This is a genomic window from Glaciecola nitratireducens FR1064 (assembly GCF_000226565.1).
In the GTDB taxonomy this organism is placed as follows: Bacteria; Pseudomonadota; Gammaproteobacteria; order Enterobacterales; family Alteromonadaceae; genus Glaciecola; species Glaciecola nitratireducens.
The window spans coordinates 1,438,238-1,462,095 of record NC_016041.1 but is presented as its reverse complement, the minus strand read 5'-3'; the positions used below and the strand labels follow the sequence as shown (position 1 = coordinate 1,462,095).

The following is a 23,858-nucleotide window of genomic DNA, read 5'->3' as shown; positions in this document are numbered from 1 at the left end:
TTATCATGACAGATTTAAACGCTGATAATGACAAAAAGGTCGCAGAGGAACAGACTGGGATAATTGCATACTTTGCGAATAATTCTGTTGCTGCAAACTTATTAATGGGCTTCATCATTATTATGGGGGTCATCAGTTATATCACGATCCCGCGGCAAATGTTCCCAACAATAGAACGCAATTATATCAATATTTCAGTTCAATACCCGGGAGCATCACCGCAAGAAATTGAAGAAAATATTGTTTTAAAAATTGAAGAACAGCTGAATGACATTACAGAAATTAAGAAGAGCATCGGTCGTTCATGGCGCGGTGGCGGCAGAGTTACTTTGGAAATTAACTTAAATGAAGAGGTCAACGAAGTACTCGACAAGGTAAAGGCGCGCGTCGATAGCATCGGCACTTTTCCAGCGGCGATGGAACCCGTTACCATATCGCAGCAAGAGTTTAGACAAGAAGTTATGCAGCTTACCATTGTAGGCGACCTGTCGCTCGATGACCTAAAGCCTATTGCTGAACAAATAGAAGATGAAATTTTACAGCTACAAAATGTGCAGCTAGCTAACGCGCGCTCCCCAGATGACGAAATTGCGATTGAGATAAAACCAGAAGTGCTGCGCAAGTATAACTTAAGCATTGAAGATGTTACGCAAGCAATAAGACGCTTTTCAGCTAATTTTAGTGCCGGTCAAATTAGGACTGAATCGGGCATGATTGCAGTTCGCGTTGAGAATCAATTTTATAACGGAGAAGAGTTTAGAGATATTCCGGTCAAAATAGGCCCTAGCGGTTCTAAAGTACTGCTCAAAGATGTCGCGACGATAAAGGATGGTTTTACCGAAGGTGAACGTTACTTTAAATACAATGGTAAAAATGCCATCTCACTGGAAGTAAGCGCGACCAAGGCGCAAAGTATTATTCCAGTGGCAGAATCTGTAAAATCATACATGGAGGCACGTAACCAAACGTTACCAGAATCTGTCGAGATTAAAGTACTGGTTGATATGACTTATTATTTAAATGGTCGTCTCGACATGATGCTCAAAAATTTAGTTCAGGGTGCCATCCTAGTATTTCTAATGTTAGCGTTGTTTCTTCGCTTTAAGCTGGCATTCTGGGTAATGCTTGGGCTTCCAATATGCTTTCTTGGCGCAATGATGCTAATGCCTATATTTGGCATGACGATCAACATATTGTCACTGTTCGCATTCATTATGGTATTGGGTATTGTAGTCGATGATGCCATTGTCATTGGAGAAAGCGCCTACACAGAAGTGGAAGCCAACGGTGGAGGTGTCGCAAATGTCGTTAGAGGTGCGAAACGTGTCGCTACTCCCGCTACTTTTGGTGTACTAACGACCATCGCTGTTTTTGCCCCCTTCACAATGGGTGAAGGACCGCAGAGTGATTTCTTTTTTAATATTGCTGTCGTCGTCATATTTTGTTTGATATTCAGTTTGATTGAATCAAAACTAATACTCCCTGCCCACATTGCACATACCAATTTCAAACCATTAAAAGAAGATAGCTGGCGACAAAAATTTAATACCGCTTACTTCGGTTTTGTAAATGGCCGTTATCGACGCTTCATTACTTTATGCACAGAATGGCGTTGGCCAGTATTAGGCTTATTTATTGCGATGCTTTTTATCAGTATAGGCCTAATTAATGCAAACTATGTCCGCGTTGTCCCTAACCCGAAAGTACCACACGACTTCCCGAGCATTCGCATTGAAATGGCAGAAACGGTCAGTGACACAATCACTATTGACGCTTTAAAGACGATTGAAAAAGTGATTCAAGACGTCGATAAGCAAATAGTAGAAGAATATGGCAGTCCTATGGTCAGGGATATTCTGGTGTTCAATAACAGCCGGACTGAAGGCGAAGTGATGGTCCCGCTTGTTGCGGAAGATGACCGCGTCATGGACACGTTCGAACTCGCTAGAAGATGGCGTGAGGCTGTCCCGAATATTGCAGGCATGAAGTCATTTACGGTACGAGATGACGTGAACGGCGGCGGTGATGGTGGAGAGTTTGCCTATCTATTATTCGGAGCAGACATTGAAACTCTCAACAACGCTGGGCGTTATCTCATCAACTTATTGCAAGAGGAAAAGGGCTTGTTTGACGTTAGTTCAACAATTGACCCAGATAGCAAAGAAGTGCAAATGACGCTCAAGGCCGTCGCTTATGATCTCGGGCTCGATTTAACCTCAATTGCGTCTCAAGTCGGTGCAAGCTTTTATGGTGGTGAAGCACAAAGAGTGTTGCGCAATGGCGAAGAAGTAAAAGTGATGGTTCGTTATCCGGAATTCACTCGAGAGCGTTTTTCCGAATTAAAATATGCGGTAATTAAAACACCTTCAGGTCAAGAAGTGTTGCTGGGTGATGTTGTTGAACTGACAGAAAAACCAGGTATTAGCTATATTCGCCGAGAAGGCGGTTACAGAAGCGTCTATGTCTGGGGTTCAATTGATGAACAACTGGTAGAGCCGAATGAAGTAACAGAAACAGTAAAAGAAAAATTGCTACCGCAAATGAAAGAACGATTCCCGTCAGTAAAAACAGAACTAGGTGGCGACATTAAAGAGCAACAAGAACAGAACAGTGAGCAACTCATGTTTTTTGCTGCAGGCCTTATCATGGTTTATATTTTATTGGCGGTGCCGCTGAAGAGCTACGCCCAACCATTGATAGTAATGTCTGTTATCCCATTTAGTTTCACCGGTGCTGTTTGGGGACACTATTGGCTAGGGTTGGACATGAGCTTATTTAGTACGTTCGGGCTAATTGCTGCTGCGGGTGTTGTAATTAATGACAGCCTAGTAATGACTGACTTTGTCAATCAACGCAGAAAAGAAGGCTATTCTATCCGCGAAGCTGTTATCGATGCAGGTTGCGCACGCTTTAGAGCAATTACCTTAACATCGATAACGACATTCGCTGGCGTACTGCCAATTATGTTCGAAACCAGTCTGCAAGCTGCCTTTGTTATTCCAATGGCTGTTGCACTCGGGTTTGCGGTGATGTATGCAACTCTCGTCACGTTAATTTTAGTGCCTTGTCTCTACATCATATTACTCGATCTCGGGCGTCCGTTTGTAGCGATCAAGCAACGCTTTTTTTCATCAAAAGTCGTTTTAAATTAACCTGAGCAACGCTTGATTGTTTAATTTTCAAGCATTAGACTCAAAAATGAAACTAAAACTATAATTGGAGCAATAGTCATAAAGCATTATCACCTAAGAATGAATGGACATATATTAGAAGCAACATTCTATGATTATTGGGATGCGGATATTTTTGAGTCGTTTATTTCTGAAGTCAAAGTCAGCCTGATCCGCCTTAGAGGTCAAGAATGGGGAAGCATGACGGACTTAAGGCAATGGGATGGTGGAAATCATGAATTTAGATTTGCAGCTAAAGCTGAACTCAATAGATTAGTTGCTGCTGGTTCATCACACGCCGCCTATATTATCCAAGATAATTCGCCATACCTTGAACTTATCAATGATGTAGCGCCCACGTTAAGTGGCTACAAAAGAAGATTGTTTACCAACAAAGCAGACGCAGTCAAATGGTTAGAAGAAAGCGGATTCAAGTTATCGTTAGTGTCAAAAGAGTATGATGAGCAAGAAAAGTAACTTTTCAAAAATCTAAATACAAATGAGATTGACTCTCATTTACAGTTTTACTATCATAGCGGCATCTTAATTAAACGAGCTTTATTTTCCTATGTTTAAACCCGTTATTCTTAGTATAGCCATTGCCGTCGCATTATCACCAAGCGAAACTCAGGCCGCAGAATCGAGTTCCGTCTCTTCTGCTGTATCAAGCCCTTTTCTTTTAGCAGCAGCCGGTGACATTGAACGCATTACAGTTCGCGGTGCATATTTTGGCAAACAAAATGCTGACTCGCTCAAAACACCAACGCTTTTGGTGGACGTACCTCAGTCACTGTCGGTGGTCACCGATGTACAAATAAGAGAGCAAGGCTTCCAGTCTTTAGCTGATATCCTTCAGTACACTCCTGGCGCATCCATTGGGCAAGGTGAAGGCCACAGAGATCAAATGACTATTCGTGGACAAAATACGACAGCTGATTTTTTCATTGATGGCTTACGCGATGATGTCCAGTATTTCCGCCCTCTTTATAATTTAGAGCGTGTTGAAATTTTACGCGGCGCAAATGCACTACTCTTCGGCCGTGGCGGCGGCGGTGGGATTGTCAACAGAGTCACTAAGACCGCATCGACCAAAGAAACGTTTACCGCTTTAAATGCCAACATTGATACCTTTGCAAATGCGGTAGTTGGTGTTGATCACAATATTGCATTGAATGACGACCAAGCCTTTCGTATCAACGGCTTTTATGAGCAGTTAGATAATCATCGCGACGAATATGACGGTGAACGTTTTGCAATAAACCCAACGTACTCTGCTAATTTAAGCGATGTAACCCAACTGGTTTTATCATACGAATATATTGATGACGATCGGGTTGTTGACCGCGGTGTACCCTCACTTAATAATGCGCCACTGCAAGGTGTCGATAAAACGTTTTTTGGTTCACCCGATCTTAACGTCACCACCCTGCAAGCGCATGTAGCAAGAGCAAGGATCGATCATCAACTTAACGAATCGTGGTCAATCAACGCAACATTGCAATATGCTGATTTCGACAAGTTGTATCAGAATTTATATCCTACTGGCTATGACGCTGTGCAAAATACGGTGAGCTTAGATGGCTACAGAGATGCTACTGAGCGAGAAAACCTAATCCTGCAATTCAATGCGGTTGGCCAATTTGAGACGGGTAGCATAGAGCACACATTGTTAGTTGGCGCAGAGCATGGTAATCAAGATACCAGCAATAGCCGCCGCGATACTTTATTTGTTGATAGCAATGATGACCAAATCACCTTTGCGTTTTCTGACCCGCTCGTTATTCCTGCGGTAGGGTTTACAGATTTTGTTCGCGATAGCGCCTCCGACGTGACTTTTAGCTCTGTATTCCTTCAGGATGAAATCAAACTCAACGAACAATTTATTGTCGTTGCTGGCTTACGCTACGACAGCTTTGATATTGATGTTGTTGATGCAATAGAAGCAGCCAATGGCACTATCGATGGAAACAGCGGCTTATTAGGCAGAAAAGATAACGAAACGTCTCCGCGTTTAGGTGCTATTTATAAACCAAACGACGATCTGTCGTTCTATGTCAGCATGAGTAAGTCTTTTTTACCACGCTCGGGCGACCAGTTTTTATCACTAACACCGAGTTCCCAAGCACTGGCACCAGAAGAGTTTGAAAACAAAGAGTTTGGCATTAAATGGAACCTATCAGACAACTTGAGCTTCACCACCGCAATATTTGAAGTCACAAGAGAAAACGGTACCGTAACAGACCCAAACAATCCTGAAAATTCGATCATTACGGGTACAAAAACAAAGGGCTTTGAAATACAATTAGTTGGTTATGTTACCGAAAAATGGCAGGTTAACGCTGGCTATAGCAACCTAGATGCAGATGAGACGGGACGTGTCGTTGAAGGAAATTTAGCGAACAGAGTTTTATCGCAAGTACCAGAAAACATGTTGACGATTTGGAATCACTATCAATGGGATGATAAATGGGCGTTTGGTTTAGGCTTAATTCATCAGTCGGAACAATATGCATCGTTAAACAATACTGTCGAATTGCCCGACTTTACACGTGTTGACGCGGCGGTATATTACGATATAACTGAGAATACAAAGGTGCAGTTAAACATTGAAAACTTATTTGATGAAGACTACTACCCTGCAGCGCACAATGACAACAACATTAGCATTGGCGAGCCTCTGAACGCTAGGGTAAGCGTTTCATATAAATTTTAAAAAACAATCCCTCGCTCGACATTGAGGCTACTTGGTTCTTCACCAGTAGCCTCTTATCACTCACACTCAATATCAACCTCAGGTATTGACGAGACAAAAATTAAACTGCGATAACTATCTATTGATGAACCTACTCAGTTCGAACAAAAAACAGACAGAGAAATCACAAAGTGCTTTCTGTAGAGCAATTAGATAAAACCACAGTACTCTTTCAAATAGCATAAACAAAAGACATCCAACCGAATTAGATGAAGATAAAACTAATTGTCATTCTTGTTATGTGACAAATTTGTTGTTTAAAAGTGTGAACTAGGTAAAAATGTGTTTCTAAATGTAACTGCTGCAAGCTTCAACAATCCATATACGTAGCTTATAAAAATCCAATTTTAAAAAGACACAAGACATGAGACAACAATGATGTTCGCAAGTACAAGGAAGGCATTTGTAAAGTACCTGGAAGTAGGCACTAGCGAAGAAAAGGGACCTGACGCTAATCAGCAGCTTTTTGTCTCAAATTTGTTTTCTTTTATTGGCTATACAATCACTCTAATATTAGCGCTCAGCGCAGCTATCAGGGGAAATCCAACCCTATCTATGTCACTGTTCGCAGCCAGTAGCGTCTTTTTCTTCTGTCATCATGTTCATCGCTTCCCACAATTAGGCAATACCATTTTAATTTCTACCCGCCTTATTTTTACCAGTTTATTAGTACTTATGCTGTATTTAGTATACTCAGGCGGCGTGTCAAATACTGGACCACTCTGGATTTACATAGTCCCTCCGGTAGCATTCTTTTTCAGTGGCTTGGGCAAAGGTCTTAAAAGCCTTGCTGCTTTTACTATTATCATGACTATCATGTTGCTTTATCCTAATGAAGTATTGTTAGGAACGACATATACGCTTGAATTCAAAACACGCTTAATATACTCATTTCTCACGGTCACTCTGTTGTTTGGATTCTACGAATACTCTCGGCAAAAGTCTTATGATTACATTCAAGAACTTAGTCAAAAAAATGAACAACTAGCGATGCGTGACCCATTGACTAGGTTGCTAAATAGAAGAGGCATGCGAACCCATTTAGACCATGAATACAGCAGGTTACAGCGCTCAAAAGAGCCTCTTTCTGTGCTGCTATGCGATATTGACCATTTCAAACAGGTTAACGATAAATACTTTCACGATGGCGGTGACTTTGTACTTGAAAGTTTATCTGCATTTTTCGTTCAACAGATTAGACAACAAGATATTGTGGCGAGATGGGGAGGAGAAGAGTTTCTGTTTCTTCTACCAAACACAAATTCAAACGATGCATTTTTGCTGGCAGAGAAAATTAGAAAGCAAGTTGAGAACGAAACAATTCAATATAAAAACAAGGCTATCAAAGTTACTCTCAGCATTGGTGTTAACGAAGTTAAGCCCAACGAAAGCGTCGACCAAGCGATCAATAACGCAGACCACTTGTTGTATTTGGCTAAGAATAGAGGTCGCAATCAAACAGTTGCGAGTAATATGTTCCTCCCAGAAAAGCAGACCGGATAAGACCTGCATATTGAGTTCCATAGCCTTTATATCGATGCCAAACAATGCAGCAAGATTAGCAAGCAAACAGATAGCATCAGCGCTTTTAATATCCTCGAAATTAGCATATCCTTTTACGATATACGCTTAATATAGAATAGAAACAGTGAATATTGACCGAATAGACAAAGATATTCTACGGATTATTCAACTCGATGCCACACTTACAACCGCCGAAGTTGCAGAGCAAGTTGGTCTCACCACCACGCCTTGCTGGCGGCGAATCCAACGCATGCAGGAATTGGGAATAATCATAAAGAAAGTCACGCTGTTACAACCTGCAAAGCTTAATCTTGGCTTAACGGTTTTTGTGAACGTGAAGGTAGCTAAACATGACTCCAGCTGGCTCAAAAAATTTGCAGACCACACGCAAGCATTCGAAGAGGTTGTTGAATTTTATAGACTTAGCGGTGAATTTGATTACATGCTTAAAGTGCTTGTTTCTGATATGCAAGGCTATGATCATTTTTACAAACGCTTTATTTCAGGAATTGAACTGCGCGAAGTAACCTCAAGTTTTGCTATGGAAAAAATTAAGAATAGTACTGCTATTCCATTGAATCATTTGTAGTAATTGACGTGTGTTGCGGTGTTGATGGTTTGGGAGGTCCATGCTTACGCAAGGACGACCTAGGAATTTTCGATTAACCTTTCGGTGCTGGACGCGGATCAAAATCGGACATCGCCATATACGCAGTAATCATTGCCCACACGGTTTGATTTTGTTGGATGTCCTCCGGTTTTATTTTATCTAAGGTATCATTCGGCGTGTGATGATAGTCAAAGTAATACGTGCCGTCTTGTTTCAAAGCAATGACAGGAACGCCATAATTTGGCAGCATAGAAACATCAGGGCCGCCAGAGGTGGTGTTGTTACCCAATTCCACTCCCATCGATTGCAGTGCCGCATATAAGTCCGCAGGGTTATTTCTAACGTCTTCAGCAAAGCGCGTATCGAGTTGGTATATTTGACCTGCGCCAAAGTCTGATTCAGCAGCGAAGATAATATTCTTCAATGTGTCTCTGTTGCTACGCACATACTGGTATGCACCCACTAGGCCAATTTCCTCTGCAGCATAAAGGATAACGCGTATAGTTCGCTTAGGTTGCCCCACAGCATCCTTTACTAACTTGGCCGCGGCGGTAACAATACCAACGCCTGCACCATCATCAAGTGCGCCGGTACCTTCATCCCATGAATCTAAATGAGCAGATATTAAAATAACTTCATCTGGCTTTTCTGAGCCCGTAAACTCGCCAATCACATTGTATGAAGTCTGCCAACCGGCATCTTTTGCCTGCATGTTGATATTCAAAATAATATCTTCTGCACTACTTTGTTGACTGGCAAACATCGCAGCTAAATTATCCGCGTCTGCCGTTGAGATAGCGCCAGCAGGAATTTTTTCAACCGTATCGTCATAGCGCATTACGCCAGTGTGTGCAAAACGTGAGTTGTCGGTGCCAACAGAGCGGATAATAACCGCTTGCGCGCCTTGCTTTGCAGCTTCAACCGCACCGCTCACTCGATTAGGGACAACTTTTCCATAAAAGCGGCCGGCTTTGTCACGTTGCATTTTAGTATTGAGAAAAACGATGTTGCCCTGCACTGTGGCTTTGTCTGCGGCGATAAGAGATTCGAGAGAATCAAACATTACAACCTTTGCTTCTATCCCTGATTCAGGGGTTGCAATAGAGCCGCCTAATGCTGAAATAATTAATTCTTGAGGAAAAGGAGAAACCACTTTTGCATCGGCAAAACCGCGTTCCCAGTTTCTAACACGAACAGGCTCTTTGTATACTTTATCAAAACCTAAATCATTCAATTTAGCTTCTGCCCAAGCAACAGCGCGCTTATCACCCTGAGAGCCAGGAATTCTCGGGCCAACTTCAACCGTAAGTGACTTAACAATATCGTATGACAAAGCACTTTTTTGACTGCTTTCTTTTACTTTGAGTGCATATGCTAAAGCGGGTGTATTAGCCGTACTTGCGATCTCTGACGCTTTATCTTCAGCGTTTGATGACGTTTTCGCGCAACCAGCCAAGAGCATTGCTAATCCAAGTGAGAGTGTCGCTACTCCGATTTTATGTCGCATTCTGTTATCCATTCTAATTATAGTGGTTAAAGTGTAAAATTAAGTCGAGCTGTTGTCATTGTCTAGTGCGCAAAGACGTTCTTTTTCTATAATACCTAAACTCAAGCGTAAGAGTATGATACAAATTAGCTCAAATTGGGTCATAAAGTTAAATCTGTTTGAAAAACAAACTCTCATTGACAATTTTTTGTGCATTTAAGTTAAAAGTCATAATAGATGAGTATTAATTACCAAAAACGCTAGCCGTAAAGATCATAAGGAATACCATGTTTTCGATTTCTGTGGAACGAACTGTCGATAAACCCATCGCGGAGGTTTTTCGCATATTGAGCGATCACGCTAATTATTCGCAATTCAAAGCCGTTGATAAATCTCGCCTTGTTAAGGAAGGCAATGATGAATCGAATGGTTTGGGAGCTGTAAGAGAAATACAGGCAGCAGGTGCCACGCTGCATGAAGAAATTGTAGCATTTGAACCACCCTACTTACTTGGCTATATAATCACTTATTCAAAACCATTACCTTACAAGCACGAACTAGGCGAGATTAGACTCACTGAAAAAGCTGGCAAAACTCACGTGCACTGGCGCTCCCGAGGCCATATTAATATTCCGCTATTAGGAAACTGGTATTTTGACAAACAAGTCGAAAAAGTGGGACAACGCGCATTCGGTAGTATTTTGAAATTCATCGATAATATGCCCGCCCCATCCGCTAAATAAAAAATAGGACTTTGCTCAATGCCTACATTACATGATTTTTTTGCCAACAAGACCATTGTTGTAACTGGCGCTGCTTCCGGTATCGGCGCAGCACTCGCTAGCGTATTTGCCGAGTTAGGCAGCAAGGTAGCAATCTGCGACATTGACGAATCAGCACTTGCTGGCGTTGCAAAAGTGCTTAGAACCTCTCATCCTGATATGACCTTATTTGCCAGTGGTCTTGATGTTTCGAGTCAAGCCGATTGGCAAACTTATCTAGCTAATGTGGCAACTCATTGCGGTCACATCGATGTGGTGATCAATAACGCAGGTATTGAAGGCTCGTCTCAACCAGTATGGGCATCGGATGACGACGTTTTAAAGCGCGTTATGGACGTGAATTTCTATGGCATGGTTTACGGCAGCAAAGCGGCACTTCCATACTTAACTCAGCGCTCGTGGGCTGCACTCATCAATGTGTCTAGTATATTCGGTTTTGTCGCGCCTCCAAATACAGCCGATTATTGTGCCAGTAAGTTCGCCATTCGAGGCTATACTGAGTCGCTTCGCGCTGAACTCGAGCTCGTTCACCCTCAAATACAAGTGCATTTAGTTCACCCAGGCGGGATCAATACCAACATTACCCGACTCGCGCAAAGCCAAAAATTTAAAGAGCGCTTTTTAACTACCGAGCCTAAGGCGATAGCTCTGCACATTGCCACTTCGATCATGCGTAATAAAGCGCGCATCGTGTTTGGTAACCAAGCGATTAAAACCTACATTGCGTCTCGAATATTATCGTTAAAGTGGTTGAGCAAGTTAACTGGAAAGGAAATCGCCGGACTAGGCATGGAAGAAGACTATCGCACGGATCACGAAGGCTTTAATGTTAAAAAATAATGTGTCACAGCTTATATTGGAGCGTTAATTAACCTTGTTTATGCTAATACTCGGTTGGTGCGGTACTTTTTTATATCTCGCTAATCATGCTTACATCAGTTTAGTTACAAGTTGGCGGCCTAAGGTTTATTTTAGCGGTAATCTATTTGCGGCGACGGCGCTTACGGTTCAGTCAGTCCACCTTTCATCTTGGCAAGCTGCGGTCATTAATGGGTTTTGGATGACAGTGAGCACGCTACTCTTAATCGATGTAAAAATAGATTCGGTTAAGATAAGAGCGAAATCTTATTTTTCGTTCTCAGCGCTAATGTTGTTGGCAGCTTCCGCTTCATTCTTTCTTATAGAAATCACCACATTCTATGAAGTATTGGGTTGGTCTTCTGCTTATTTTTTCTGCTCTAGTTATTTTTTGTTTTCAGCGAAGATAATTTCCTCAAGAGCCTATTTAAGCTGCAACGTTTATGCTGCTCTGGCCTTGTTGCCCCAACTTTGGCTCAGCGCTAACTATCCAGTATTGACGCTTGAAGTTGCATGGGCGATAGTGTCACTGATAGGTATAATAAAGAGTTATAACGAGGTGCACTTAATAGACTAGAACCACGTCGAAATTGAAGCATACCGCCACATCATCATGTCTTAAGTTGGCTTTGTTGAGTCAGTTGAACGAGGCTTAAAAAGAACTTAAGCCTCTACAGTAGCGCGAGCGCATTTATTCACTTCTTCGATTTTGTACTGGCTTTACTTTTACTTTTCTCGACACTCTTTTTACTCTGATCGACAGCCTTTTTTTGACTTTTTCTAGCATCAACTTTCTTGTTTAACGCTTTATTGGATTCAGCGTTTTTTTTCTCTGCTTTACTCGCTTCAGCGTCATTATTATCCTGCTCTTCTCCAATCTCTTTTTCTACTTTTTTCAATTTACGAATATTCGCATCTAAGGTCCGTTCTACGGTCTTCCTGCCCAAATAAGCAATGGGTGCATACGGGTATTTCTTTTTAAAAAATTTACTGAAAAACATATAATATCCCCTAAAATATAGCTTGAAAGTCAAAGGATAAAAGGCTTTATTTGAATATTGACTCAACCAAAGCCAATTAACCTATAGATGCATCTTTGTGCATTTAATAGTAATCACAGGCAAACGTACAAATTCGCCAAGTTACATAAAGGTAAGTAAGCGCCGCACTAAATATAAACAATAAAAACACGTAGCGATGTCATATATTTGTCATATTAATGTCATATTCATGTCATATTCATGTGCTAACCAAGTTTACTATTTTTACGGGAGTTTTGCATATATTTTTATAAGCGTATAAAAACTTTGCTTTTTATTATCAATAAAAAGACATTATTGAAGACAATTAAGAAATTAAACGATGGCACTTACTGCGAGTGCATCCGTTTTTATATTTAAGAACCTACTGACTGTCGAAAGATATTCGCTATTGGTCATTACCAAACATTGCAGAAATAACCTGCATATCAAATCCATGAACTTGAAGAGCCGCTTGCAAATCAGCAAACGACAGCTTGTCTTTGTTTGCCAACGCCCATAAATGTGACGCTCTTGTGCCGGTTCTGCAGAAACTGTGCACACGCTTGGAAGACTGCAACAATGCGGCTTTAAACTGTGCTACATCTGTCTTTGTGTAATAGCCAGATTTTACAGGGATAAAGAAGTAACGAAGATTATATTTCCGAGCCAAAGTTCGCCACATTTGGTCACTAATTTGGTTTTCACATTCGTTATCTGGACGAACGTTAATAAGAGTATCAACGCCCTGCTTCGCCAAGCTACTTAACTCGCTTTCGGTGAGCTCTCCAGATACAGAAAACTGTTTAGTAATTTCCGATATTTTAGTTGCTTGTAAATACGCTGGATCAGTTGACATATTAAGTCCCCCACTAAACGTTGTTGTAAAGAATGAATGCCGAAAGCGGGATTAGCGCGCCTCCGAAAACTTGTTTTAACCGAGCTTGCGGGAGTTTATTGACCACCTTTCCTCCGAGCAATACTCCGAAAACGGCACAAACAGTGACCAAAATTATCAGTGGTACGTTAAGGCTTAGTTCTTGCGTGCTTTGTAAATAGGTATACTTCATAAACCCAGCGAAGCTCTGCATCGCAATAATAAAAAGACTTGTTGCAATCGCCTTTCGCATTGTTGCTTTCGCTATGAATAGAAGTGCTGGCACAATCAAGAAACCACCGCCTACACCTATCAAACCAGCTAATGTTCCAACAGCAATACCGGCGATTATTAATAACAGATACTGCAATACGGTGAAATCATCCACCCTGCTGTTAATCGAATTTGGAGTGTTGTTCGAGTTAGGCAAAGCGCTGATGGGCCGCAACATAAACCCACTGGCTAACACCATTACACTAGCAAATATCAACATTTGAACTTGTGCGCCGACATACTGGGAAAGATAAGCGCCAAAATAAGCAGCCAGCATGCTGGGCAATCCAAAAACAACAACCAACCTAAAGTCGACTAAGCGCTTTAAAAACTGTGTGATACTGCCTGTTAGCGCAACAATGCCCACAATTAACAATGACTCCGCTATCGCCGCTTTTTCGGGTTCATGCGCAATATAAACTAGCAGCGGAACGGTCAAAATACTGCCGCCTGAACCAAGCAATCCCAAGCTCAGGCCCATGAGAATTGCACCAATCCATATCGTTGGTTCAAACATCATTAGTTCACTTCCAAGGTCAGTGGTAGCTTCAAATAAGAGACACCATTTGTTTCTGTAATGGGTAAATTTCCGGCCCTAATATTCAATTGAATAGACGGCAGCAATAGCTTCGGTACCGGCAGGTTTGCATCACGTGCTTCACGCAAATTAACAAATTCACTTTGGCTTGTTCCTAGCTTAACGTGAATATTATTTCGCTTTTCCTGTAAAACTGTCGTTTCCCAGGCATAGTCATCTCGAGTGGGGCTTTTGTAATCGTGGCCAACAAAAATACGAGTCTGATCAGGCAGCGATAATATTTTTTGGATTGACTGATATAGGGTTTTAGCGCTTCCCATTGGGAAGTCAGCGCGTGCAGTGCCAAAATCCGGCATAAATATGGTGTCACCAACAAATACGGCATCTTCAATTATATAACTGACACAGGCGGGTGTATGGCCTGGTGTGTGCATAACTTGAATATCCAAATGCCCTAAACTAATGATTTCCCCATCTTCAAATAGGAAATCAAATTGACTGCCATCACACGGTAATTCATCATGTAAATTGAAGGTCTTTTTAAATGTCGTCTGCACTTTTTTAATATGTTCTCCGACACCAATTTTGCCACCGCGCTTTCCTTTAATGTAATTTGCAGCAGTAATATGGTCGGCGTGGGCATGGGTTTCTAGTATCCATTCAAGTCGCAAGTTATTATCATCTAAAAAAGCAATAACCTTATCAGCACTGACAGACGACAGTTTGCCCGAGGTAGGGTCGAAATCGAGTACCGGATCGATAATCGCCGCCGAACAAGTTGCCTTATCTGTCACAACGTAGGTCACTGTTTGCGTGTTGTCATCAAAAAACGCTTGGATACTGAGTTTATTCATGATGTGTTTTGACCTCATAAAAGAAGAGTAGAATTTTTGTTTGTTCACAGAGTCAGACGCCCTAAGGTGTAATCAAACTGATCCTCATTGAAAGCAACGCGAAAAACTGGAAACATTAATAACTTGCTAATGCTGTGCACACGGTGTGCCAAAGATTAAAAATTCACAAACAATTGTTTTTATTGAATTTAAATTAACAAGAAACGTATAAGTTTTATTTTTAACAGTAATTTAGTCACATATGGCAAAATACGCTGACATTATTGTCAGCGCATGAAATCGTTTTTTAAGACTATTCAGAAAGGTCTTTTTGCAAGGTAAATGCACCGCGAATATCTTCAAGGGAAAATCCAGTCGCACTATCGTTTGGATAATATTTTTGAATCGTTTTTTGCAAACTAGGATTGATAGAAGTGCCGTGACAAGCCAGACAAACCTGATCCATAGGAATTGCTTTCATTAAGCGAAAGTGTTTTTTATCCGACCGTATAGTGATTAAGTTTTCAGCCTTCTCCCCTTGCTTAAAACGAGCATCAAACTGCGTGAGCGTGTCAGTTTCCCATTGATCCGGTGTATTTTCTTGATTCCGCGTTTTCAAGCTGGTTCTAGCCACGCTCCAGCCTTCTGTAGACAAACGTTCAGCAATTTTTGGCGCTTTGGAGTGACAAACCTCAACACCCGCGTTAAGGCCACCAGATTGAATAGCCGCACCTAATTCCGCCTTCAATTGAGTTGAGAACTGTTTCACTCTCAAACTCGCTTGTGTAATAAGCTCTTGCTGATCATTGCTTGCTGCATTTCTATCTAACATCATCTGTTTTTTTAGTTCAGGTGTTTTTTCAACAGAGCCCTCAGTGGCTCTTTCAACCTTGCCATCGGCACTATCGTTCAGCCTAGGTTGCGTATGGACCGCTTCAGCCTGATTAATGGCGAACTCAAACAGAACCGCACGCTGCTTAGCTTGTGCTAGAGCAGCCAACCCGAACTGAGAAAAACCAAACAGCGTGAGCGCGGCAACATAAATAAGTACTCTCTTCATCATTTTTCCCTTTCTCCATTGGTTTCTCTAGCGGTTTTTCCCTAGCTTCACTATTTTATTTATGTTCTAAACGTTCGATACCTAATGCTTTGAGCATGTATTTCTCATAGATAGGCTCACTTGTACCTGTTTTCATTTTGCGCATGAAGTATTTTTCAAATGCAATTTTGGCATAATGCACCCACTTACCTTTTTTAAACCAAGTAACATTGCGAGGTGGAATTTGCGGCATAGCAACAAAAGCAGCGCCCGTGTCGCCCATATCAGCTAAACAAATCGCATGCCATGTACCCTTAGTAGAAGGTACGTCATTATCAATAATTATTGATTTCAAATTATGAGCAATGGCGGTCATCATCGTTTCAATCATATACCCTGTTTTGGGCGTTCCTGTTGGCACCGGTGTGGCCTCGACCGGCGGAATTGCTACACACACACCGCCTGAGAATATATTTGGGAACGCTGGACTGCGCTGAAATTCATCGGTAATAACAAATCCTTTGGGATTGCATAAGCCTTCGACATTAGCGACTGCATCTATGCCAGCAAATGGCGGGATCAGCATAGAGTGCTTGAAGGGTAATTCGTGATTAAAATCAACCTCACCCTTCCTATTCAGTTCGGACACGTGCATCAGTCCATCCTCGACCTTGTCAACCGTCGCATTACAAATCCATTTGATGTCTTTTGCCCGCAGGTCTGATTCCAACATTGACTTAGAGTCACCCACACCACCCAAACCTAAGTGACCGATGTAGGGTTCGCTAGTGACAAAATGCATTGGCACTTTGTGTCTGATCTTAGCGTCGCGCAGTGCTTTATCTAAGATGAAGGCGTATTCATAGGCAGGACCAAAACAACTGGCACCTTGAAATGAACCTACAACAACTGGGCCTGGGTTTTCGATTAACTTTTTCACATCAGCGTAACACTGTTGAGCATGGTCAAGCGTACAAACCGATTGCGTATAGTGCGTCGGTCCCGCGCCTTCGATATTGGCAAATGCGAGCTTAGGGCCGGTTGCAATAATCAAGTAGTCATAGTCGATTGTGTCGCCTGACTCAGTTTTCATTTGATTATTTTTCGCGTCAATTTCTGTGATGCGCGCGCAAACAAAAGCAATATCCTTTTTATTTAAATATTTCTCAATCGGGATTGTAATTGCTTCTGCTTTACGCCAACCGACAGCAACCCAGGGGTTTGAAGGCACAAATCTAAATTCTGGACGTTCGTTAACCATCACTACTTCGTGATCTTTACCCAACATCTCCTTTATTTCGTAAGCCGCTGGCATACCGCCAGTACCAGCTCCTAAAACAACGACCTTAGCCATATCGATTCCTTTTTTTTGAAAATGAAATTGCATCATTTTTGTCACTTGTAACTTACTTGTTAACAAAAGTCGTGCCACTTATTTCAAGAAATCAAACCATTGTTTCTGTTAGCTATTTTAAAGAAACGACAAATCAGCTGTCTTTTAACTTGAATCTCATGTCAGTTTTGTCACATACTCAGACAACTTTGTCAGAATGATAATTTAAAAAACTATGAGCATTTCCATCGTACAAGCCATGATCAATGCTATCGATAAACCTGCTATTTTTATCGATCCTCAATACACGATACTGGCTGTTAATGAAGCTTACAGGGACACTTACGAAAATGAAGTCGTTGTTGGCAATAGTCGTTGTTTCGAAATATCCCATGGCAATACATCACCTTGCGATAAACATGGTGAAGAATGCCCAATCCAATCCTGTATTAAAACGGACCGAACCAGCAGCGTCGTGCATATTCATAACACTGAACACGGGAAGACTTACTGCGACATAATAATGAAGCCAGTGAAGGATGCCGATGGCATTACCACCGGCTTTTTGGAAATACTAGATCGCATCGACTTTGCTTCGGCCGATTCGCAAACAAATAAAATGATAGGTAGCTCTGAGCCCTTCAAGAGGCTACTCACCAAAATAAACCGTGCCGCTAAGTCTGAAATCGCAGTGCTTTTACAGGGTGAAACAGGAACAGGCAAAGAGCTTGTGGCTAAAGCGTTGCATGAGTCTAGTCGCCGTGCTGAAAAGCCTTTTGTTGTGATCGAATGCACAGGCTTAAATGAGAACCTTTTTGAATCAGAATTATTTGGTCATGAAAAAGGAGCCTTCACCGGAGCAACTCATGCGAAGAGTGGTTTAATAGAGATTGCTAGCGGCGGCACCGTATTTTTTGACGAAATAGCAGATGTCCCATTAAGCATGCAGGTTAAACTGCTGCGTTTACTCGAAACTCACTGTTATCGCACCGTCGGTGGTCTAAAGCAACGCAAAGCAAACTTTAGACTCATTTGCGCTAGCCATAAAAATCTATTAGATCTTGTTGAATCAGGACAATTTCGCAAGGATTTATACTACAGAATAGCGGGGTTCCCTATTTCTTTGCCTTCGCTCGCTGAGCGCTCTGACGATATTAAGGGTTTAATATTACACTTTCTCAGTCACTCAGAATTGCGACACAAAAAATTCAGCAGTGCCGCGCTAAAACGCCTTTCAGAATATGATTACCCAGGAAACATCAGAGAACTCAAGAGTATCGTTGAACAAGCGACGCTATTGGCGAATGAAGATTTAATTGAAGTGCATGATTTACCGGAGCAAATATTTGCTAGACCGGCGAAGCCACAAATTTCCGATAGTGAAATTTTAAGTTTAGAGGAAGCAGAGGAAAGGTATTTGACTCAAGTATGTGAGTCGCAAAATATGTCGATTGATGAACTGGCGGAGAAACTAGAGGTAAGTACCCGAACGTTGTATCGGAAACTGCAAAAATTTGGATTGAAATACGAGTAGTTGAGCATCCGGACAAAATAAAAAGCCCAGGTAGAGAATTGTGCCTAGGCTAACAGTAAGGTGAGTCTCCCAAAAGCCTTTTGTTCATAGGAAAACAATTGGGGGACTGTCTTTTATCAATGCTTATTATTGCTTTAAAGCCAATTCTTTTTCAGTTTTAAGACCGAACACTTTACGCAAAATAATAGTGGCTGGGCAGAAACCCGTAAAACTTTGTTGAAATAAATTTACGCCTATAAAAGCCGTAAACCAAACAAAGTTAGGGTGAACCCACACCGTTAGTGCAATAGACACCAATACCATAAATCCTGCAAATGCAGTTAACGCTCTTTCTGCTGACATGCTACCTCCTAAATAAAGCCTAGTTTATAAATTATGTTTTCTGCTACTTAATTGAGTAAACTCATGAGTTTTTTATTCAATGTCGTTAATAATAATATTTGAACCTTACGAATGCGTTGCTGGCATCTTCAAATTGATTGAAGAAGCTAAATCGTTCCTTACCATAAAACACGTTAAACCCGCCAGATAGCTGCCACTGATCAACGGGACTATAATCTGCGCTTAGTTTTAAATAACCATCCTCATCACTCGTGGAATAAAAGTTGAACGCGTTCAAGGTCAGTGTTTGCTGTAGTGCTCTATACATAAGACGCTGCGTGAATAAAACACGGCTTTTGTTCGGATCGAACTCTGGCGTGAGTGAGCTTGCTTTTAATGCATCAAAATTGCTCATTCGCTCTACATATAGCTGTGCGCTGCCGGTTAAGTTTTTCACCAACTCTTGTTCATAGCCGACAAGCCAGCGCGATTGACTGTTGGGCACTAAAGGATCGCGGCCTTGTGCATCGTCCTTTGAATCATAGTAAGCCATTTCCATATTTAATAAGCCGCTGGCAAAAGGCGTAATAGCGCTAGCGCCATATACTCTTAAGCCAGAAAAATACGGTTCACCAAACTCAGTAAAACTAGCCGGCGATTTATGAAACCCGTCATAGGCATAAACCGCATATTCTGTTGAACCTATCGTTTTGTATACACGCAAGGCATATTCAGGCGAGCTTGGTTTGTTGGGTGATGAAACCTCGAATCCCGGCGCTACGTTAGCACCTGCAAAAGGCGAAAAGAACGAAAAATAGTCACCATTGATATAGTTGTCAGGGCTAAACTTTGGTGTTATCACAGCGTCGACGTTAGCCCAATCAAAAAAGCCTGATACTTTTGCTGCCAGCGATGGCGCCTTCAAATAATCATCGTCTCGGCCTGCAAAAAACGACTGAAAGTCTTTCGGGAATAAGTCATTCAGAAATACGTAATCACCTGTACCCCAAGTCAGAACTTGTTGACCGACTTTAATATCAAACTTTTTACTCCATTCCCCCAAGGAAACGATTGAGTCTAAGCTGCCTTGCCAAGCTAGCTCCCTTATTTGTAGTTTTGTTTGGTCAAGCACACCATCATAATACAGGTCTGCGGTAAACTTAACTCGGGACGCTTCGAAGTCTTTATCCCACTGTAATTGAGCTCTTAAGTCAGCCAGCGTCTTGTCAGTATTTATGACAGGGTCGGATGATAGACGAACACCCGCAGCTAGCTCTACAAAGCCAGAGAAGCTTTTAGGCGCTTTCTCTTCTTCACCCCACTCGTCCATGTCCCACTCGGTCTCTTGAGCTAACGCAACACCTGATAAGCTTACGCTGGCTACTCCAAATGACAGGATAAATGCAGAAAAAACGTTTTCCATCTTAGTTTAACCATTCACGCGGCGGATTACGCAAACTGCGCTCAGTAAACACATCATCGACTAAGCCAAGATCGAAGTTGATATTGCGAAACTCCATGAGGGTATAGGCACCGCTTTCAAGGTCGCTTACTTTAGAGCGAACAACTGTGGGGAAACCCTGTATTTCTTCAATTTTCACCGCTTCTACTCGACGATAGTTATCGTTATTCGATTTAAAGAAATCTATCAAAATTGGTAAGTTAGTCTTCTTATCGATGGTAACAACGTAATACGCAAACTCAACGGTCTCGGGCGCTTTGGGGGTGGCTTTTAATATGTATGCTGCCTCAGTATCTTCTTGTAACACAAAGTTATCTTCCGAAATAGCACGACCAGACACATCTTCATAGAAAAAATGAGAGCCTACAAAAGACGTACGTTTGTCGCCTGAAGAAATGCGCTTAACTAAATCAAGTGCAGGTAAATATAACCATCGATCGTCTTCTATCGCCAAATCAACGTGTTTTTCGACTCTAAAGACAGTGTCTTTAACATCAGCAGGTCTTTCGAAAAACACCATCATTTGTTGGTCGCCGTTATCTTCTACATCTCGGCGCAATACAGTAAATTGGCGCATTTGTTTTCGGCCCTGAGCATCAACAATCATCATCCTTGCATCCGAGCGGCCGTCTTTGCCACTGTAATACGCCGCTTTTTCTGCATTTTTTACGATACTTGATACATCAATACTAGCAGCTTGGAGCGGCACTGCTGCCAATAGCGCCAAGCTCGCGGCCACAAAGCTAGCTATTTTATTTATCGTTTTAATTCTCTTTAACATCATCTGGATTCCTTATTTACTTGAAGACTATTCGTTTGCCCATAGTCATCACTGCAGGCAAAATTAACAGTGTTACTAAAGCAGATATCGCCATTATACTTGCTAAAAATATGCCGACCGTGATGTAAGGAACCAAGGGTGCGAATAGCAGTGGCGTAAAGCCAAGCGCAATGACTAATGCGTTGCGAGTAATCGCCGTTGCAGGTTCATCGAACATCACAGTAAAAGTTTGTTTTATATCGTTGGTTTGTTTATATACTTCGCGTGCCCTTTCCAAAAAGTGGATTGCAAAATCAACCGACAGACCCAGAGTCAATGCAGACAGCACAGCAATTGGCATGTCGTAATCTTTTCCGATAATACCAATTAAACCGTAAATAAAGGTGATTGTGATAGTGAGCGGAAGCATCGCCAACACACCAAATACCAAGGAGCGGAACAACAGTACCATCATGATAAATACAATCACGAATGCACCGACTAAACTATCAAGCATCCCAGCGACCATATTGTCCTGCCAAACGACGTTTAAATAAGCCTTGCCAGCCCAGTCTAATTGAACATTTTGCGGCAGAGGCTGCTGCGTCATGAACTCATCGACCAGCGCAATAACCTGGCTCATATCCTGATTATCGCCCGAAGTCATTTGCAGCCAAATGAGCGTTGATTGATAGTCCGGGGTGACAAAGTGCCAGAGATCATTTGGTCGATGCGATGACTGATACTGCAGAAGCGTTTGTGCAACAGCCTGAGGAGAGTTAGGCAACGCATAGTCTTTCTCTTCTCCCGATCTTAACTCTCTATTAACCACTTTAACCACATCGGCAAGTGAATTTGATTTGCCAACCAATCCCGATGCTTTCAAATAATCTTGCAGCGATTCAACATAAGTAAGTAGTTCGGGCGACTGAAAGGCTTTCGATTGACTCAACGCCGACTCTGCATTTACGAGTGTCGCATTCAAGTAATCTGCCTCTGCATCAGAAACTTCTGAGAACAACTTGTCGTCAATATTAAGCAATAGCTGCTGATACTGCTCACTCATAGGTTGTCCAGATAATTGAGTAAGTTGCTCTGCAGCCCAATCACTTAAACTAGCTGGTTTATCTGTAGCCAATAAATCTTTAAGCGACATCAGCGTATTACTAGAACTTAGAACAACATAAGCGTCATACGTTCCCGCAAAGTTTTCGTTAAGCACTTTGTCGGCAACTCGGATTTCATGATCTTGCTTGAACCAACGAACGGGATTGTCGTTTATTTGAATTTGGGTTATTCCCCATACCGAAATGGCAAAAACGATAGCAAACCCTATGACTAATGATGCTTTAAACCTGAGCGCAAAACCACCCAAAAATTTAGCCACTTTAGCAATGCGACTGCCGCCTTCCGACGAGTGCATGACCAATTGCAGCTTGTCCAATGACGCATCGTTCATGCGTGAAAGATAAGATGGCATAAATGTTATTGTGATCACAAACGCAAGCAATATACCGCTTCCAACAAACGCGCCGAATATTTGCACTGGCGGGATGGGCGTAAGCATAAGCGAATAAAAACCAACGGATGAGGTAACAGAGGTATATAACATGGGCGTAAATAAGTGGCCTACAACCTCTTCTATCGTTTCCTTGAGATCTGCTCCTGGTTTATGGCGGTCGCTGAACTCAGAAAGAATATGCACAGAATCAACAACCGCGATAGGCATCAAGAAGATTGCAATCATAGAGGACATGATGTGTACCGTATAGCCCATACCTATGAGTGCCCCCATAGTGATCATAACGGTGGCCATGGCAACAACCATCGGCGCAATAATTAGAGGTATATTTCTGAAAAAGAAAAATAACAATATAAAAATGGTGAGTCCGGCGAGTGGTGCAGAAATACCCATTTGAATAAACATCTCAACGCCAAACTGGTCTTCAGCAACGGGTAAACCGGTGATATACCAGTCGGCACTTCCTTCCAACTTATTTATATTCGCTCTGATTTGCTCGGCAATGTTGTAGCTTTCATTTTTGTCTTTGATAGGAACATAAATGGCTGCAGCTTTGCCATTCTGAGACACTAAGGTGTCTTGCAGTAGGGGCAGTCTCTCAAGATAGTTTCGAATTTTTTTACTTTCATCGAGGTTGGAAGGCGGTTTGTCCATCATCCACTCGAACCTAATCGTTCCAGATTCAGACTGGGAGATGTTATCGACGGTTGAAATCGACATAAGGTCGGCAGAAACAACGCCGTCAATTGACAATATTGACTCTGTTATGTCATATATGTCAGTCAACGACGCCGGTGTAAACACACCATTTTCAGTCTTGGTATCGACTATACCAACAACGATCGAGTCGTGCATCGCAAAGCGTGTTTTTACTTCGTTGTGAAACACTCGTGCTGGATGCTCCGCAGACAGCATGTTTTCTGGGTCTGTGTCGATTTTTATACGCGGTATTTGTGCTGTAAAAACCACGGCTAAAAGCAACAACACAGCGTAGACAATTTTCGGTTTTTGCGTGCAAAAATGGACCAATTTTTTAGCGATATTTTTCATGTTTTCATTCAATTTTACTAACAACTGCAAAGTGTAACGCAAAATACGCGCCAACATGCGGTAAAATGTCAAAATTGTTATTTTAAGATATTGATCTAATTAGAAAAAAAGAGAA

At 41.9% G+C, this 23,858-nt stretch carries 20 protein-coding genes; 9 read left to right on the top strand and 11 right to left on the bottom strand.

The window, feature by feature from the left end:
* Nucleotides 1–5 precede the first annotated feature (5 nt).
* The 5 genes from GNIT_RS06370 (at nt 6) to GNIT_RS06350 (ending at nt 8,035) form a co-directional block, all read left to right on the top strand.
* Nucleotides 6–3,152: an efflux RND transporter permease subunit gene (locus GNIT_RS06370; protein WP_014108340.1), complete on the top strand. Its 3,147-nt coding sequence runs from the start codon at nt 6–8 to the stop codon at nt 3,150–3,152.
* 99 nt (nt 3,153–3,251) lie between these two features.
* Complete coding sequence (locus tag GNIT_RS06365) at nt 3,252–3,647, top strand: hypothetical protein (protein ID WP_014108339.1); 396 nt, start codon at nt 3,252–3,254, stop codon at nt 3,645–3,647.
* Nucleotides 3,648–3,738: 91 nt separating this feature from the next.
* Complete coding sequence (locus tag GNIT_RS06360) at nt 3,739–5,883, top strand: TonB-dependent receptor (protein WP_014108338.1); 2,145 nt, start codon at nt 3,739–3,741, stop codon at nt 5,881–5,883.
* A gap of 414 nt (nt 5,884–6,297) precedes the next feature.
* The gene (locus GNIT_RS06355; RefSeq protein ID WP_014108337.1) at nt 6,298–7,425 is read left to right on the top strand and encodes a GGDEF domain-containing protein; all 1,128 of its coding nucleotides are present in this window, start codon (nt 6,298–6,300) and stop codon (nt 7,423–7,425) included.
* Nucleotides 7,426–7,570: 145 nt separating this feature from the next.
* Nucleotides 7,571–8,035: an Lrp/AsnC family transcriptional regulator gene (locus GNIT_RS06350; RefSeq protein WP_014108336.1), complete on the top strand. Its 465-nt coding sequence runs from the start codon at nt 7,571–7,573 to the stop codon at nt 8,033–8,035.
* Between the two features lie 73 nt (nt 8,036–8,108).
* Here GNIT_RS06350 and GNIT_RS06345 read toward each other — a convergent pair whose 3' ends face one another.
* A complete protein-coding gene (locus GNIT_RS06345) occupies nt 8,109–9,563 on the bottom strand; it encodes a M20/M25/M40 family metallo-hydrolase (protein ID WP_014108335.1) in 1,455 nt (484 codons plus the stop codon).
* 266 nt (nt 9,564–9,829) lie between these two features.
* Between GNIT_RS06345 and GNIT_RS06340 the strand changes: the two genes are divergently transcribed.
* Genes GNIT_RS06340 through GNIT_RS06330 form a run of 3 tightly spaced genes read left to right on the top strand, consistent with a single transcriptional unit; the run spans nt 9,830 to nt 11,759 of the window.
* Nucleotides 9,830–10,285, top strand: coding sequence for an SRPBCC family protein (locus GNIT_RS06340; protein ID WP_014108334.1), 456 nt, complete (start codon nt 9,830–9,832; stop codon nt 10,283–10,285).
* An 18-nt stretch (nt 10,286–10,303) separates the two neighbouring features.
* Complete coding sequence (locus GNIT_RS06335; protein ID WP_014108333.1) at nt 10,304–11,164, top strand: SDR family NAD(P)-dependent oxidoreductase; 861 nt, start codon at nt 10,304–10,306, stop codon at nt 11,162–11,164.
* Nucleotides 11,165–11,204: 40 nt separating this feature from the next.
* Entirely contained in the window at nt 11,205–11,759 is a 555-nt protein-coding gene (locus GNIT_RS06330; protein WP_041246322.1) for a CBU_0592 family membrane protein, read from the top strand.
* A 118-nt stretch (nt 11,760–11,877) separates the two neighbouring features.
* Here GNIT_RS06330 and GNIT_RS06325 read toward each other — a convergent pair whose 3' ends face one another.
* The 6 genes from GNIT_RS06325 to GNIT_RS06300 form a co-directional block, all read right to left on the bottom strand.
* Nucleotides 11,878–12,183, bottom strand: a complete 306-nt coding sequence (locus tag GNIT_RS06325) for a hypothetical protein (RefSeq protein ID WP_014108331.1) — start codon at nt 12,181–12,183, stop codon at nt 11,878–11,880.
* A gap of 427 nt (nt 12,184–12,610) precedes the next feature.
* Nucleotides 12,611–13,060: a protein tyrosine phosphatase family protein gene (locus GNIT_RS06320; protein WP_014108330.1), complete on the bottom strand. Its 450-nt coding sequence runs from the start codon at nt 13,058–13,060 to the stop codon at nt 12,611–12,613.
* 13 nt (nt 13,061–13,073) lie between these two features.
* Complete coding sequence (locus tag GNIT_RS06315) at nt 13,074–13,871, bottom strand: sulfite exporter TauE/SafE family protein (protein ID WP_014108329.1); 798 nt, start codon at nt 13,869–13,871, stop codon at nt 13,074–13,076.
* On the bottom strand, nt 13,871–14,743 hold the full coding sequence (locus GNIT_RS06310; protein WP_014108328.1) for an MBL fold metallo-hydrolase: 873 nt from the start codon (nt 14,741–14,743) through the stop codon (nt 13,871–13,873). The genes GNIT_RS06315 and GNIT_RS06310 overlap by 1 nt, the downstream gene beginning before the upstream one ends.
* A 292-nt stretch (nt 14,744–15,035) precedes the next feature.
* Nucleotides 15,036–15,785: a Tll0287-like domain-containing protein gene (locus tag GNIT_RS06305; RefSeq protein WP_238526948.1), complete on the bottom strand. Its 750-nt coding sequence runs from the start codon at nt 15,783–15,785 to the stop codon at nt 15,036–15,038.
* A 52-nt stretch (nt 15,786–15,837) separates the two neighbouring features.
* A complete protein-coding gene (locus GNIT_RS06300) occupies nt 15,838–17,115 on the bottom strand; it encodes an NAD(P)/FAD-dependent oxidoreductase (protein ID WP_014108326.1) in 1,278 nt (425 codons plus the stop codon).
* A gap of 214 nt (nt 17,116–17,329) precedes the next feature.
* On the opposite strand from GNIT_RS06300, the gene GNIT_RS06295 reads away from it, so the two are divergent.
* Nucleotides 17,330–18,628 (top strand): sigma-54 interaction domain-containing protein, encoded by a 1,299-nt coding sequence (locus GNIT_RS06295; RefSeq protein WP_238526947.1) that lies wholly within the window; start codon nt 17,330–17,332, stop codon nt 18,626–18,628.
* Nucleotides 18,629–18,754: 126 nt separating this feature from the next.
* Here the strand turns inward: GNIT_RS06295 and GNIT_RS06290 are convergent, their stop codons facing one another.
* The 4 genes from GNIT_RS06290 to GNIT_RS06275 form a co-directional block, all read right to left on the bottom strand.
* Nucleotides 18,755–18,970, bottom strand: coding sequence for a YgaP family membrane protein (locus tag GNIT_RS06290; RefSeq protein ID WP_014108323.1), 216 nt, complete (start codon nt 18,968–18,970; stop codon nt 18,755–18,757).
* 85 nt (nt 18,971–19,055) lie between these two features.
* On the bottom strand, nt 19,056–20,372 hold the full coding sequence (locus GNIT_RS06285) for a hypothetical protein (RefSeq protein WP_014108322.1): 1,317 nt from the start codon (nt 20,370–20,372) through the stop codon (nt 19,056–19,058).
* 1 nt (nt 20,373) lies between these two features.
* On the bottom strand, nt 20,374–21,195 hold the full coding sequence (locus GNIT_RS06280) for an outer membrane lipoprotein-sorting protein (protein WP_014108321.1): 822 nt from the start codon (nt 21,193–21,195) through the stop codon (nt 20,374–20,376).
* 13 nt (nt 21,196–21,208) lie between these two features.
* Complete coding sequence (locus GNIT_RS06275) at nt 21,209–23,743, bottom strand: efflux RND transporter permease subunit (RefSeq protein WP_041246694.1); 2,535 nt, start codon at nt 23,741–23,743, stop codon at nt 21,209–21,211.
* Nucleotides 23,744–23,858: the final 115 nt, after the last annotated feature.